This window comes from Ruminiclostridium herbifermentans, from assembly GCF_005473905.2.
Classification (GTDB): Bacteria; Bacillota; Clostridia; order Acetivibrionales; family DSM-1351; genus Ruminiclostridium; species Ruminiclostridium herbifermentans.
This window is the reverse complement of sequence record NZ_CP061336.1, coordinates 727702-743752: the sequence shown is the minus strand read 5'-3', so window position 1 is coordinate 743752 and position 16051 is coordinate 727702. Positions and strand designations below refer to the sequence as shown.

The 16051-nt window shown below is 33.2% G+C and carries 9 protein-coding genes; 3 read left to right on the top strand and 6 right to left on the bottom strand.

Annotated features, from left to right (window positions below; genetic code table 11):
* Positions 1-131 precede the first annotated feature (131 nt).
* Complete coding sequence (locus EHE19_RS03175) at positions 132-779, bottom strand: redox-sensing transcriptional repressor Rex (RefSeq protein ID WP_137697575.1); 648 nt, start codon at positions 777-779, stop codon at positions 132-134.
* 802 nt (positions 780-1581) lie between these two features.
* On the opposite strand from EHE19_RS03175, the gene csaB reads away from it, so the two are divergent.
* Positions 1582-3822 carry a polysaccharide pyruvyl transferase CsaB gene (gene csaB / locus EHE19_RS03170; RefSeq protein WP_137697574.1) on the top strand — a complete coding sequence of 747 codons (2241 nt, stop codon included), beginning with the start codon at positions 1582-1584 and terminating at the stop codon, positions 3820-3822.
* A gap of 310 nt (positions 3823-4132) precedes the next feature.
* Here the strand turns inward: csaB and abc-f are convergent, their stop codons facing one another.
* From abc-f to cobT, 5 genes are all read right to left on the bottom strand, one after another.
* The gene (gene abc-f, locus EHE19_RS03165; RefSeq protein ID WP_137697573.1) at positions 4133-6040 is read right to left on the bottom strand and encodes a ribosomal protection-like ABC-F family protein; all 1908 of its coding nucleotides are present in this window, start codon (positions 6038-6040) and stop codon (positions 4133-4135) included.
* Between the two features lie 600 nt (positions 6041-6640).
* Positions 6641-7405 (bottom strand): N-acetylmuramoyl-L-alanine amidase, encoded by a 765-nt coding sequence (locus tag EHE19_RS03160; RefSeq protein WP_137697572.1) that lies wholly within the window; start codon positions 7403-7405, stop codon positions 6641-6643.
* A gap of 314 nt (positions 7406-7719) precedes the next feature.
* Positions 7720-8565 carry a hypothetical protein gene (locus EHE19_RS03155; protein WP_137697571.1) on the bottom strand — a complete coding sequence of 282 codons (846 nt, stop codon included), beginning with the start codon at positions 8563-8565 and terminating at the stop codon, positions 7720-7722.
* A gap of 142 nt (positions 8566-8707) precedes the next feature.
* Complete coding sequence (locus EHE19_RS03150) at positions 8708-9259, bottom strand: hypothetical protein (RefSeq protein WP_137697570.1); 552 nt, start codon at positions 9257-9259, stop codon at positions 8708-8710.
* Positions 9260-9574: 315 nt separating this feature from the next.
* The gene (gene cobT / locus EHE19_RS03145) at positions 9575-10633 is read right to left on the bottom strand and encodes a nicotinate-nucleotide--dimethylbenzimidazole phosphoribosyltransferase (protein ID WP_137697569.1); all 1059 of its coding nucleotides are present in this window, start codon (positions 10631-10633) and stop codon (positions 9575-9577) included.
* A 767-nt stretch (positions 10634-11400) separates the two neighbouring features.
* Here cobT and EHE19_RS03140 point away from each other — a divergent pair.
* A complete protein-coding gene (locus tag EHE19_RS03140) occupies positions 11401-14031 on the top strand; it encodes a VPS10 domain-containing protein (protein WP_137697568.1) in 2631 nt (876 codons plus the stop codon).
* 801 nt (positions 14032-14832) lie between these two features.
* Positions 14833-16038, top strand: coding sequence for an RNA ligase RtcB family protein (locus tag EHE19_RS03135; RefSeq protein ID WP_137697567.1), 1206 nt, complete (start codon positions 14833-14835; stop codon positions 16036-16038).
* Positions 16039-16051 lie beyond the last annotated feature (13 nt).

The following is a 16051-nucleotide window of genomic DNA, read 5'->3' as shown; positions in this document are numbered from 1 at the left end:
TATAGAAGCCTTATCAAGATTTTTAAAAAATAGCCCATAAGAAATTTTATAGTTAATTGTATTATTTCATATGTAATTACTAAAGTATATTATCTTAAAACTATTTCTTCAAAAAATAAGTCTTTTAAAGACTAATTCTTTTTTTCTCTGTTAAACTTCTCATTTAGCTTGTAGCCCAAAACCATTAAGCTGTCACTTAAATGAACATTTTCTACAATAACATCGTATGGAATTTTTAAGTCCATTGGAGAGAAATTCCATAAGCCCTTAATTCCTAACCTGCCAACTTTATCAGCAATAGAAGCTGTAACTTCATACGGAACACACAACATTGCAATATCTACAGTATTGTTTGATACAAACTCGTCCAACTTTTCGATATCCAAAACTTCTATGTTCTTTATTGTTTTTCCTATGATGTCCGGATTTGAATCAAATATACCTATTATTTTGAAACCTCTTTTTTCAAAGTTCACATAATTGGCAAGTGCCTGCCCCATATTTCCTGCTCCAATTATAATTGCATAAAATGTTTTGTTGATTCCCATAATATTTCCAATTTCATTATATAAAGACTCAACATTATATCCATACCCCTGCTGTCCAAAGCCTCCAAAACAATTAAGATCCTGTCTGATTTGAGAAGCTGTAATTCCCATTCTTATACTCAATTCCTTTGAGGATATTCTTTTTATACCAATCTCCAGCAAATCATTGAGATATCTATGATATCTAGGAAGCCTTTTTATTACAGCAATAGAAATTTTCTTTGAATTCATTAGAATCCTCACCCCATAACTCTGTTTGTGTACGTATTATATCATCTTTGTTATTTTATTGTCAATAACTATTGCCTTTACCTGGTATTACAGTAAATTTATAGTATTAATCAGCCATACTTTTAAAAAATTACATGTTTACAAAACCTTGAATATTAATCAACAAATGTCCCAAGAATCCAGTCAGTAGACACATTATGCTTACACAACCTTTCATATTAATAAACTAAACTCGCAGTCCAATATTTTTAGTTCATCAAATTAAAATTTAACCAATTCATATAATAAGTTTATTCTTAGTAATAACAAGTTTTAAAACGTGAAAATAACTAGACTTTTCGTTAGAAATTTGAGCTGTTTTTCTATTATCTAATTATTATCTAATTATTATTTAATTAATTTTTTTGCAGCAATCTATTGCTAAGTATTATTTAATTATTTTTTTCAGCAATCTATTGCTAAGTATCCCTCAAACCATTAATTTTTTATTAGAAAATGATGAATTAATAATCTATATTGTGAATCTAAAGTAAATTAAAATCTTTTAAACAATTGTTCTATATAAAATTCATAGTGTCAAAAATAAAATTGCGTGATAAAATAGTCATATATTTCTAGGGGCATCTTAAATTCTCAGAACGGCGCACTTGTTCTATCAGAATATACATGAGGCATCTTATGAAATATGTTACTTAGAATAAATTCACATAGTACTTATACAGCTTAGTAACAAGCTAATTAAAACTATTTATGCGGTAGTTTGTAAATAGCTTAAATATTTGAAAATATGAGGAGATCTAAAATGAAAGTTTTGCACATAATCGGCGGAGGAGATGTCGGTGGAGCAAAGGTACACGTTCTATCTCTGGTAAAGGAACTCACTTCCCATATAGACGTTACTCTTTTAAGTCTTAGACCGGGAGCCTTTGCAGATGACGCCCGTGCAATGGGACTAAAGGTAGAAGTTATAAAATCCTCCAATGTTTTATTGGATATAAAAAAATCTATTAACTTTGTTAATAAAAATGATTTTGATATAATTCATTCTCATGGCGCAAAAGCCAATATTTTTGCATATGCAATTAAAAAAGCATGTAAGGTGCCTGTTGTAACAACAATGCATAGTGATTATAAGCTGGACTATATGCAGAGTTTTTATAAACGAATTACCATAGGCTTTCTAAATTCTACTGTTCTTCGAAGTCTAGACTATTATATTGTTGTAACATCAGCCTTTAGAAAGATGCTAACTGAAAGAGGCTTTAATGACAGCCAAATCTATACAATCCTAAATGGTATAGATTTCAGTACACCTCTTAAAGATTATTCTAGACGGGACTTCTCTGAGAAGTATAATATTTCCTTAAATGAAGATGATATTCTTGTTGGAACTGCTGCAAGACTAGACCCGGTAAAGGATATTGGTACTCTCCTTGAGGCTGCAAAGCTTGTTGTTCAAAAGAACCCTAATGTTAAATTTCTTATTGGCGGAGAAGGAGATGAAGGTAAAGAATTAAAAGCCCGCGCAACTAATCTTGGATTAAATAAAAATGTATTCTTTTTGGGCTGGCTCAATGACCCTTATGAACTAATCAGTATTTTAGATATAAATGTTATGACCTCTATCAGCGAAGGTTTCCCATATTATCTGTTAGAAGGTGCACGCTTTTCAAAAGCAACTATTTGCAGTAGAGTAGGCGGCATCCCTGACTTAATTGACTCCTCTGTAAATGGATATCTTTTTGAGCCGCGTGATTATAAAACTCTAGCTGAGCAATTGCTTTCTCTTGCTTCAGATAAAGCCAAGAGAATAGACTTTGGTAATAAACTTTACGCTAAAGCAGATAAGGAGTTTTCCCTTACTGCCATGTGTAAAACCCAGCTAGATATTTATACTTCAATTTCAAAGGATATTGCACTTAACGCTAAAAAGAAAAAATATGATGCTATAATTTCAGGATATTATGGCTTTAACAATATAGGTGACGATGCAATGTTGAGATCTATTGTCTGTAACCTTAGGCAACATAAGCCTGATATATCAATTTTGGCTTTGTCAAGAAGGCCTGAGGAAACTCGCAAATGCTATAATGTTAATTCCATTAACAGAAAAAATGTATTTACCGTATACTTTGCCATGAAAAAAGCTAAGCTCTTTATATATGGCGGTGGTAATATTATTCAGGACAGCACTAGTTCTAGATCTCTAGTCTACTATTTAAGCACAGCATGGCTGGCAAAAAAGCTTAAGCTTAAGGTTATGTTCTATGCAAATGGTATTGGTCCTATTAATAAGCCAATGAATGCTGAATTTTCTCGAAGAATACTGAATAGAGCAGATGTTATAACTGTTAGAGAAAAATTATCCTTCAATGAACTAAAAAGAATGGGGATAACAAAACCAAAAATATTCCTTACTGCAGATGCAGCACTGGCTCTAAAGATAGATAAAAACATTCCGGTTGAAGAACTATTTAAAAATGAAGGTATACCCTTTGATGGTAAATATGCAGGTTTTTCGGTAAGAAGATGCCCTGGCTTGGAAGATAATCAGCATATAAAATATGAAAAAACTATTGCTGAGATTGCAGATTACGTATATTTGACATATAACTTAAAGCCAATTTTCATTCCAATGGAATATCATTTTGATATTTTTACAATACAAAATATTGTTTCAAAAATGAAAACTGAAAGTTATATAATAAGTGATAATCATTCAGTGTCAGAAACCTTTGCAATAATAAATAAAATGGATATTATGATTGCAATGAGACTTCATGCTCTAATATTTTCAGCATATATGAATGTTCCATTTATTGGTATAAGCTATCAACCTAAAGTAGAAGGATTCTTAGAATACATTAACCAGCCCTCAGTTGGCAATGTTAAAGACCTTTCCTTTGAAGAATTGAGGAAAAAAGTTGATTATGTAATGCAAAACAAGACAGTAATAAAAAATGAGCTCTCAGAAGCAATTGAAGCTCTGATTAATAAAGCTGAGGATAATTCCCGACTTGCTATTGAATTAATTAATGGATAAAACAAGTTTATAAATTATTTTATGATTATAAACCTCAAACTTAGCATATTAGAATCTAATAAAGCACGGTAGTTTACCAATGATTTACTATCAAAAAAACATGAATTAGAAAGTGGTATTACCCACAACTAATTCATGTTTTTTATATCCCTGCTTTGGAATGAAAAGTCAAGCAAAACTTAAGTTTATCGATGGATTGTTGCTTTCAGCATTATTTTTAGAAGCAACCCATTGATTATACTTTACGGAAACACTCCTTAATAATTTTAATATTAAAGGTATCTATTTTTATCAAGTCCACAGCTATTTACTATACCCCTAACTGTTCAGTCACATCTGCCCATACAGCATATAAATCCTCTAATTCAGATTCTTTTAACTGCTTTTCTTCACTCAGTTCAATTAATTTAATATGATCTGTAGCAAACTCAACCATTTCTTCATCTATGTCCTTCAAACGCTGTTCAAGCATAGCAATATTCTTTTCTGTGTCAGCAAGCTGCTTTTCAAGCTTACGTATTCTGCTGCGCTCTTCTTTTGTTGCAATATGTGTCTGCTTAGCCTCTGATATAGTAGTTGTTTCAGTTGTTTTTTTATCAGCAGCACTTTTTTTGCAATGAGTAGAGTAAAATGTATAGTTGCCCATGCAATCAATTACTGGACTTGTGCCAATATCAATTATTCTTGTGGCAAGCTTATCAATAAAATATCTATCATGGGACACAATCAACAAAGTACCTTCATATTCCTGCAAAGCTGCCTCTAAAATTTCACGTGAATTGATATCAAGGTGATTTGTGGGCTCGTCCAATATAATAAAATTGGCATCTGAGAAAATAAGCTTTAGCATTGCAACTCTGCTTTTTTCTCCACCACTTAAAACAGATATCTTTTTAAATACATCTTCATCGGTAAATAAAAAGGCAGCAAGCGCACTTCTAACCTCAGTTTGAACTAACTGCTGGTTTACACTCCAAACTTCATCAAGTATAGTATTTTCTAAATTTAAGTCTGACATTTCCTGATCATAATAACCAAGTCTAACCTTAGTTCCATAACTGTATTTGCCAGAAGATGCTTCAAGTCTTCCTGCCAATATTTTAAGTAAAGTGGATTTACCGCAGCCATTGGGGCCTAATAAAAATACTCTTTCAGCCTTTCTAATCTTGAAGCCCACGTTCTTGAACAATTCTTTATCACCAAATCTTTTTGAAACTGAGTCCACCTCTAAAACTTCATTTCCGCTGGCAATTGTATGATTGAACTTCATTCTTATTTTTTGAGGCAAAGCAGATGGCTTGTCAATTTTCTCCATTCTATCAAGAGCCTTTAATCTACTCTCTGCAGCAATAATATTTCGCTCTCTGTTCCATCTTCTTTGTTGTTCAATAAATGCTTCCTGACGAGCAATCTCCTTCTGCTGCAGTTGATAATGTTTCTCCTGTATCTCCCTATTAATAGCCTTCTGCTTAACATAGGCGGAATAGTTGCAGTTATATACTGTACTGGTGCAGTTCTCTATCTCAATGGTTCTGTTAGTTACAGAGTCAAGAAAATATCTATCATGGGAAATTATCAGTAAACATTTTTTGTAGCTTTTTAAATAATCTTCTAACCATTCAACAGCTGAAATATCCAAGTGATTAGTTGGCTCATCGAGCATAAGTATATCTGGCTCTTCAAGTAACACCTTTGCCAACGCCAATCTAGTTTTTTGACCACCACTTAAAATACTAACCTTCTTGTTAAATTCACTATCATCAAATCCAAGACCTCGTAACACTCCCCTAACCCGGCTATTATACTCATATCCCCCGAGATAAGAAAATCTCTCTGATAGTCTGCTATATTCTTTCATTAGCGCTGCAAGCTTCTCTTTGTCAGTGGTATTGCTTATTTCTATTTCAATTCTATTAATGGCTTTTTCCATATCTATTAGTTCTCTAAAGACCTCAAGCAATTCGTCCCACAGAGTATTGTCAGTATTTAACGCAGCATTCTGCTTAAGATATCCCAAAATCAAGTCTTTCGAAACAAAAATCTCTCCACTTTCTTGATTTAACTCACCTGTTATAATCTTAAATAAAGTTGACTTTCCAGCACCATTGACACCTACCAGTCCAACCTTATCGTTCTCCTGTACACTAAAAGAAACATCCTTAATAATAGTTTCAGTTCCATATGCAAAACTTATATTGTTACAATTTAGTACTATCACGTTAATTCTCCATCTGTTAAATTATTTATTTAAACATCACAGTTGAATATACTTTTTAAAGCCTAATAATATTAAGTGTGGCAGCAATCTTATATGAAAAATCAAATAACTCATAAAATAAGTTAGTTGCCACCATCAAAGGCTTTAATAAGTAATTGACTTATTTTAATTGAATAAACCTATTAATCATTATAACAAAATATAGCCTATTCCATCTACATATTTTGTAATTTGCAGATAGTTATGTGTGTAGGATTACAATATATGTATGACAATTAGTAAAAAATAATGCGGAAAGTGTATCAATAGTGTATGTTTAAGTTACCACACAAAAATATACAAAGAAGATACATTCCCGCATGAATAGAAGAACACAAGATATGAAGTATCGTATATCCCTAATAAAATATTCAAATGAGTGTAACCTGCAGATAGTTATGCTATTAAATTAATAATTAATTCACCTATACTTATTATTAATTTAATCATAAAAAACTCCTGCCCACATCTTTTGGCAGAAGTTTTTAATTATCTATTTTTATTAACTTTTCTGTTAGTAGTGCTAAATTACTTAATAATTCAACTTTCGTAGCAGCTTCATCATTTTGAAGGTTTTTCACTACTCCCCTTAAAATAGCTGTCAATGCCTACCTTAATTGCTTTTGCAAGCTTGCCTTGATACTCTTCTGTAGCAAGTTTCTTCTCTTCGTCAGCATTTGATAGGAAACCACACTCTACTATTACTGTTGTTGTTTTTAGATTCTTTAAAATCATTATCTGATCTTTTTTCACAAGTGCCACTCTATCATTAGTATTGTCTACATTTAGTCTAATAGAATTCTGAATTTCAGTTGCAAGCTTTTGACTGGTTGGTGAATTAGGAGGGAAAAACGTCTGAGCACCATGATACTTTGTTTGAGCAAATTTATTTAAATGAATACTTACCACAATATCTGCACCTGATTCATCCATAATTTGCTTTCTTCTGGTTAAGTCCTCTCTTCTCTTTTGTAATATGTTTTTTGTTTCTGTACCATAAACTAGCTGATCAGAATCACGAGTTAAAATAACCTTGTAATTATCCTTTTCTAACAAATCCTTTATCAGCATAACAATGTTGAGATTTACATCCTTCTCTTTTAAACCACTATAGTCGCTGACTGCCCCTGGATCCTCACCGCCATGTCCAGCATCGAGAATAACAGTCCTAGTTACTGCTGCTTGTTCCGTCATTGGTACTTGCTCAGATTCTCCAGTAACAGGTTTTGAATAATCAACTGCAAATCCAATACTAAATACAGTTACAGAAAATAAGAGTAATAACGCCAAAAAAAATACATTTTTCTTTCTAATCACTACTATCATAGAAACCATCCTTTAGTTGTTATGAATATCCTTATTATTATGGATATTCATAACTGGCTTCAATATGACTAAATCAATAAATTTGCTTCATTCAATCCCCACGTATAGGAACTTTTTATATCAGCAAACTATTGGTGTTCTGGTTCAAATTAAGTTATATCAGCATTCTTAACCAAGTTAAAATATACAAATCCTATACATCAAATAAAAAACGAGGACTGACACAAAGTTATAATTAATAAATTTAGAGTAAGTTATAAAACTTTGCAGTTGAGTATTCTGTATAAAGCCTATTTGTATGTGCTAAGATAGAGTTAATTACCATAAACCAAGTCGTCTATTTCTCCACCCAATTTCTTAATTACAGCTCTTATCAAATTAAAAGTATCTTTATCAATTTTATTATTGTTCTTAATGACATAGCCTCTGAGCATTGGAATGGCTCTACCATCGCCATAGTCACCTAAAACCTCAGCAGCCACCTTTATATTATTCAAAACTCTAAAAGCACTTTTTAGCAAATAATAAACTTCATCTGATGGATGGTCTTTTGATATTTCAGCAATGCAAATAAGCAAATGTTCCTTAGCAGACTCATGCTCTGCTTCATTGAAGGCCTTAATTAAGTCCTGTAAAATTTCATCTCCATATTCACTAATTGCAATACGAACTGCCTCTGAAATCATTTCCTCATTAGAATATTCCATCAAGAGCCCAATTAGCTTTTCCTTATATTCATTATATTTAAAGAGGCCAATAACATATACTGCATGTATAAATGCTAACCTATTTGACTCTGTTTTCAATTCAATATTATTTTTTGCAAATTCAAACAGCATGTCCGCCGCCTCTAATCCATGCTCCTTAAATCTATCAATGAGAATATCAGGAATGCCAACGTCAGACGCAGAAGCTAATTCTGCAAAGAAATCCATTAAATCCTGTAAAGATGCCAAGGAGTTTATATATTCCTTGGGTGTTATATTATCAATTTCAGCAATAGCTTCATTAAGCCACTTTTCTTCTAATTCTTTCATTAACTGCTCTTCATCTATTTTTACTTCATAATTATCAAATGTAGCGTGTTTCTCCAAATAATTATTAAAACCTTCCTCAATAGCTTCGTTAAAGCTTTTGGTAACTATAGAACTCTTATTCAAATCTAAACCTCCAAGCTTAATTTTGGGTATAAAAATTGGTAAACCGTTAGTTGAATAGTTGAAAACAGGACTATTATATTCCTTGTATCTATTCATTATTTAACAAAACAATAAACAGTTCAAACCTCATGAATTACAGATATTAATATCTTCTAGGCTTTGGGCCTCTTTTCTTTGGTTGCAATCCAACGAGCCTTCTAATAAAAACCCCCAAGTCAAATCCTTTATATCCTGAAAAATACCCTAAAAATGCAGATAAAATAATTGTAAACCATGCTGTAGCATATCCACAAACAGAAGTATAACCCGCTATTTTAGGAATAAACAGCATTGGTGCTACAAAGACTTTAACTAAAGTTAGCTTTAATGTATCGTATTTGATAGTAGGGCTTATAAAGCTTAAATCTAATTGTGGAATAATCAATAATACCAATAATTGAATGAGAACGAAAGGTAATACTGCCAGCAATCCATATATTGCTCCCTCATAAGGCCTTATCTCACCGAATTTACGTTTATCAAAGCCGACATAGTTTGTCATTTCATAGTAAATAAGCGGTATTAAAATAATAAAAGTTGCTATTGAAAAATAACCAGCTCTTGAATAAAATCCAATAATAAAAATATAGAAAAAAATCATTACAAATAAATAATACTTAATTATAGCCCAACTTCCATATAAATACTTTTTCATATTATACCCATGCCATTACACTTTGAGAGCTTATCAATGGAATGACACGGAACAGTACCTCCCTTATAAATAATATAATTTAATATCAAATTCATCTTTTGCTCTCTCTTTATAAAACTAGGCCACTAGATAATGCCAATATAATACTATTTCGTATATAAAATAGAGGAATTTTTATATCAATTGAGAAGTGGCACACTACAATAAGTGATACCCCATTTTTAATGCTAATTAGTATAAACAGAATACTACTTAACTAACGCCTTGTCAAATGTAAGTGTTTTATCAAAATCATAATTCCATTAATAATTAAAACTACTCTTGAGGCACATACTGCTCAATTTGAGCATCAGCAAAAGTTCCCATCTGAGTATATGCTGCCATAGCCGCGTCAATAATTTGAAAACCTAAAGCAGCTCCTGTTCCTTCTCCTACTCTCATATTCAGATTCAGCATTGGTTCCATATTGATGGCTTTCATAACAATTTCAGCTCCTGGTTCTGCAGAACCATGGGATGTAAACATATACTCTCTTGCTTTTGGATTTATACGAATTGCAGTTAATGCCGCAGCAGCTGATATAAAGCCATCAATTACAATTGGTATTCTGTATATTGCAGCCCCTAAAAAGCAACCTGTAAGTCCTGCAATATCAAATCCTCCAACCTTTGCAAGCACATCTATTGGATTATTAGCATCGGGCTTATTTATTTCAATTGCCCTTTTGATTACCTCTATTTTATTTATGTAAGCTGCTTTTGAAAGTCCAGATCCAACTCCAACCAACCTTTCAACTGGTTCACCAGTAAAAACGGCTGTGATTGCACTACTTGTTGATGTGTTACCGATACCCATTTCACCAGTGCCTAAAAGATTTACTCCTTCCTCTTTTAAATCCTTTACAATCTCAATTCCAGTCATAATCCCTTTAATTGCTTCCTCTTCCGTCATAGCAGCACCCTTTACCATATTCCAAGTACCTTTTCGGATTTTCCTGCTTACAATTGCATCATTTTGAATATCAGCATCAACCCCAATATCTACAACTACCACCTTTGACTGTGTGAGTCTCGAAAATACATTTAACGCAGTTATACCCCTAGTAAAATTACAAGTAACAGATGCGGTAACACTTTTAGGGCACGAACTGACACCTTCCTCAACAACACCATTATCAGCACACATCACAACAATTGCTTTATTATCAACCTTTGGAGCAGAAGAACAATTTATACCTGACAGCTTTACTACAATATCTTCAAGCTTACCTAGACTTCCAAGTGGTTTTGTAAGACTATCTAACCTAATTTGAGCATTTCTCATTGATTCTGTATCTAAAGGTACTATTTTATTCAGTAATTCATTTAATATCATTTGCTTACTCCTATTAATTGATTCTGCCTTAATCTCGTAATATATTATCTATTATATATTTAATTATTGGTTTTTGAAATAATCATTAACAAAGTAAATTAATATCAGCTAAATTTAGAATATATCGTACATTAGCATTTCAAATAAACTCCTCCAACATTCTCTTTGCTTTTCTACATTTTTTTCATGCCGAATTTAGCAAAAAATTGTATAATATTACTTATAAGAAGCTTATTGTTGCTATATCTATATTAAAGTCGATTTTAAGGACAGATTGTTTTATCTTATATTTTTTTATCAGCTATAGAAAATATCTTTGCACCTTAATGGTTCTGCATCTTTGAAAGGAAATTTTGTCACTATGTAATTTTACAGTAATTACTATGCAATTATTACAGTAAATACTATGTAATTATTGCAGTACCTTGTTTACTGTTTAAGTAATACACTTAAAGTATATAAACATCTTCAAAATGAAAGGAGGAATATCAGTATAATTTCCACTAGCTAAAAATTCAAAATTGATTGAAGGGGGGGACTAGCTTTACCAATAGCTTTATATTTCAAGTCATAAAAGGTCTAATTTTATAAAAATATCTACTGTGAATTTTTAACAGTTTTCACTTAGTTTATGTGAATAGTATTAATTAAACTAAAAATACAGAAAATTTGACTTATTAACAGCGTTTAATGAGCATTATAGCTATATTAATACTATCACTCAAATATAAGTGATGAATTAAGTAGAAATGTAGGAGGTTAATCATATGAAGATTAGAAATATCAGAAAAATAATAATTCTATCTTTAGTTATTATTTTTACGTGTACATCCATAATAACACCAAATTTATGCGCAAATGGAGCAACAAGTGTTCCATACAAATGGGATAATGTAACAATCGAAGGTGGAGGAGGATTTGTCTGCGGAATTATCTATAATCCAAGTGAAGAAGGTCTTGTTTATGCTAGAACTGATATGGGAGGAGCATATATTAGAAATAAGCAGACATTAGAGTGGGAGCCTATTACTGATTGGGTTTCACCTGATGAATGGAATTTACTTGGATGTGAAAGTATAGCTACAGATCCTGTTGAAACAAACAGAGTTTACATTGCGGCTGGTACATATACAAATAGCTGGACTTCAATGAACGGATATATCTTACGTTCTGATGACTACGGCAAAACATGGGAAAGAACTGAACTACCTTTCAAATTTGGCGGAAATATGCCTGGGCGTTCAGTTGGTGAGCGCTTAATGATAGATCCTAACAGCAATAACATACTATATTTTGCTGCAAGAAGTGGAAATGGATTATGGAAAAGTACAGACTACGGTAAAACATGGGCAAAAGTAACTAGCTTTACAAACGTAGGAAACTATGTTGAAGACCCAAATTTTGAATATACATCTGATAATTTAGGTCTGTGTTTTGTAACCTTTGATTCTGCCAAAGGAACTAAAGGCACACCTACACAGGATATTTATGTAGGAGTTGCTGATAAAAAGAATCCACTTTATGTAAGTCATGATGCCGGAAAAACATGGAGTCCTGTTGAAGGTCAGCCTACAGAAGCTACATTTACGCGACATAACCAAGATGCTTTGACAATAGGAATTCCATACCATGGAGTTATCAGCGGTAACGGAATTTTATATGTAACATATGGTGATAGAGGCGGACCATATCAGTGTCAAGATGGTGCAGTTTACAAATATGATACAAATACAGGTGTTTGGACAGATATAACACCTCCTTCAGGGAAAAACTGGGACGGTTCTCCTAAATACGAAAATTACTATGGATTTGCTGGTTTAAGCGTTGACGCACAAAATCCAGACACACTAATTGTAACAACATTAGAGTCATGGTGGCCTGATGATAACATTTACCGTTCTACTGATGCTGGAGCTACTTGGGATGCTATATGGGAGTTTGGTGATTCATGGCCTTCAAGAAATCTAAAATATACAATGGATATTTCGAAAGCACCTTGGCTCTCCTGGGGTAAAAAAGTAAACGCTGCATCAGGAGGTCTAGTATCTGGTAATGAAATAGTAGACAGCCCTACACCAAAGCTGGGTTGGATGATTGGCGATATAGAAATTAATCCTTTTGACTCAGATGAAATGATGTACGGTACAGGTGCTACCGTCTACGGTACAAAGAACTTAACTGACTGGGATAAAGGTAAATATGTAAATATTGAAGTTATGGGAATTGGAATAGAGCAGACAGCAGTTTTAAGCCTTATGTGCCCACCTATTGACGGTGTAGAATTAATAAGCGGTGTTGGTGATATATGCGGTTTTGTTCATGAAGACCTTCAAAAAGGACCTGACTGCATGATGACAAACCCTACATTTACAAGTACTACTGGTATGGATTATGCAGAACTTAATCCAAATATGATGGTAAGAGTAGGTAATATTGATAAAGAGCAATATGAGATGATTAAAAAGAGTGTTGCTATATCAAAAGATGGCGGAAAGACATGGACTGAAGCACATCCAAATGTAAGCTATACTTTCCCTGCTACAAATCCAGACGATATAGTGCAGGGTGGTACTGTTGCAATGTCTGCTGACGGTTCTACCTTTGTTTGGTCACCTAGTACAAGCCAGGGAGTTATATGCTATGTAAACGGTGGCTGGAAAGCTGTTAGTACTCTGCCTGCAGGTGCAGATGTTTGCTCAGATAGAGTTAATCCAAAAGTATTCTATGCATATGCAGACAGCACTTTCTATGTAAGTAATGATGGAGGACTTACATTTACTGCAGTACAAACAGGTCTTGAGTCCCCTACTGCTAAGATTAAAGCCGTTCCAGGTAAAGAAGGTCATGTTTGGATTCCTGGTCCAACAACTGGTCTTTCCTATACCACTGACGGCGGAAAAACAATAAATAAAGTTAATGGTCCTACCAGATGTGATGTTATTGGCTTCGGAAAGGCTAAAGATGGAGGAAATTATCTTGCAATATATATGTGCGGTGAAACAGACGGTCTATATGCAGTTTACCGCTCAGATGATATGGCTAAAAGCTGGGTAAGAGTAAATGATGACCAGCACCAGTATGGCTCGATAAATTATTCTATTACTGGAGATTTAAGAGTTTATGGACGTGTCTTTGTTGCAACCAACGGAAGAGGTATTGTATATGGTGAACCTTCAGGCGCTGAGCCTCAAATACCAACTTTCTCTTTAGGAGACATTAACAAAGACGGCAATATTGATTCTGTCGATTTTGCTGCATTAAAAATGTATCTTCTAGGTTCAACTACTCTCACTCAAGAGCAATTAGTTCTTGCTGATGTTAATAAAGATGGCTCTGTCAATGCTATTGACTTTGCAGCACTAAAAAGCTATTTGTTAGGTATAATTACTTCATTTTAATTGAATCTCATTTGTTTTGATTAACTTTTTAAACTGTTTGTTGGAAAACAACATTTTATGTATACCTATTTATTATAGCAATAAAAAACGAAATAGCTATATTTATCTAATTGCAAAGTGCAGGTAGAAATTGATATTGTAAATATTAGGTGAAGGACAAGTAATGCAGCCGACACAGCAGCAGTCAGCAGCTGTGAATATTGACCCGATACAGGATACCTTGTTTATAAGGTCGGCGGAAGTGCTTGTTCTTCACCGCAATTTTTTCAGCGTCAATTTCAGGAGCCAGTAATAGATATATTGCACTTGCCTATGATAAAGGCCTATATTTTAGGCTGTTACATTATGGATATAATAATATTTCAATTTAATTACATATATTGACTTATGGTTTTGTCTAGGCATATTATGGAATGGTAAGATTATTTATTAATCAATTAGGTGGCTGGCGGCTGACTTACATAATCTGCTCGCCCAAGCTACACGGGAAGGAGTGTTGAAAATGACAACAATAATATATTATGAGGTATTTAATTTATAATTTAATATTGGACCAAAAAGTATCGTGGGAGGCAAACTAGTCTCTTTTTTTCAGCATGCTTTTTGAGGTCAAATTTTAATGTAGCCTTCGCCTGATATAAAACAAATATTCAATTAACAGAATTCACGATAGGTTATCGTGTTTTTTTATTGTTGTAAAAAAGAGCCGTGGTTACTGTATCACGGTATTTTTATGCCCTTTTGGGATTAAAGATTATATTTAAAATAGCTTATATTTAGAATAGGAGAAAACAAATATATATGAGTAATATAACAATCATTTCATCTGATAAAAATTGGCTAGTGCATGCTGCCGTTGAACAGCTTAAATCTGTTAGCAAACTGCCCGGTGTTGTAAAAGCAATTGGCTTACCTGACCTCCACCCAGGAAAGACTCCTGTTGGAGCAGCAATTATTACCGAGAATATTATTTATCCTCATCTGATAGGTAATGATATTGGCTGCGGAATGGCAATGTTCATGACAGACCTTGAAAAAAGAAAACTAAAACTTGAAAGGCTTATATCAAAATTATCAAAAGGAATAAATAATGTGAATTTTGATGAAATGCTTTTAAAGGAAATAAATCAAGCAAGAAATAATCAGAATTCTCTAGGCCTTATGAACAAGTCAAAAAATTCTGAGAATCTAGAAGAAGTTTTATTGCAAGCACCAGAATATGAAAAAAGTATTTCTTCCCCATTAGGTTCAAGTCTTGGCACTATAGGTGGCGGCAATCATTTTGCAGAACTGCAAGAAACAGAATCTGTATTTGATGAAGAAACCTTCAGTCACCTTGGCTTTGATAAAAAACAAATTATGCTTCTGGTTCACAGCGGCTCTCGAGGATACGGCCAGACAATCCTAGATGAAAGCATAAAGCTTTATGAAGCCCAAAATGGTCTGCAATCAACTTCTTCTGCAGCCAAAGAATATCTTTCAAAACACGATAATGCTATCTTCTGGGCTGCCATTAATAGAGAACTAATAGCATACAGAATTCTTAGGGCACTTGGAATAAACACACATACTATTAAGTTAGTTGACAGTTCCCATAATAGTGTGAGTATTAAAGAATGTGATAACAAATTGCTGTATATTCACAGGAAAGGTGCTTCACCTAGCGATGCAGGAGCAGTAGTAATACCAGGTTCTAGAGGCTCTCTTACTTATCTGGTCATGCCATCTGATAACACCTGCATATCAGGCTATTCATTGGCACACGGTGCCGGACGAAAATGTGAACGAAGCATGTGCAAGTCAAGGCTTGAAAACAAATACACAAAGGAAACAATCAAATATACCAAATTTAAAGGCAGAGTTATTTGTAATGATAATAATCTTCTTTTCGAAGAAGCTCCAGAAGCTTATAAGAATATTGATACAGTAATTCAAAGCTTATTGGACTTTGGCTTAATAAAGGTGATTGCAACCTTTAAGCCCATATTAACTTATAAAAACAATTGATACAGGCAATTTA

Bases quoted from the DNA above. Each gene is read 5' to 3' on its own strand.
- csaB (WP_137697574.1), top strand. From the start codon at position 1,582: ATGAAAGTTTTGCACATAATCGGCGGAGGAGATGTCGGTGGAGCAAAG.
- cobT (WP_137697569.1), bottom strand. From the start codon at position 10,633: ATGATATTAAATGAATTACTGAATAAAATAGTACCTTTAGATACAGAA.
- EHE19_RS03135 (WP_137697567.1), top strand. From the start codon at position 14,833: ATGAGTAATATAACAATCATTTCATCTGATAAAAATTGGCTAGTGCAT.
- EHE19_RS03140 (WP_137697568.1), top strand. From the start codon at position 11,401: ATGAAGATTAGAAATATCAGAAAAATAATAATTCTATCTTTAGTTATT.
- EHE19_RS03150 (WP_137697570.1), bottom strand. From the start codon at position 9,259: ATGAAAAAGTATTTATATGGAAGTTGGGCTATAATTAAGTATTATTTA.
- EHE19_RS03175 (WP_137697575.1), bottom strand. From the start codon at position 779: ATGAATTCAAAGAAAATTTCTATTGCTGTAATAAAAAGGCTTCCTAGA.
- EHE19_RS03160 (WP_137697572.1), bottom strand. From the start codon at position 7,405: ATGATAGTAGTGATTAGAAAGAAAAATGTATTTTTTTTGGCGTTATTA.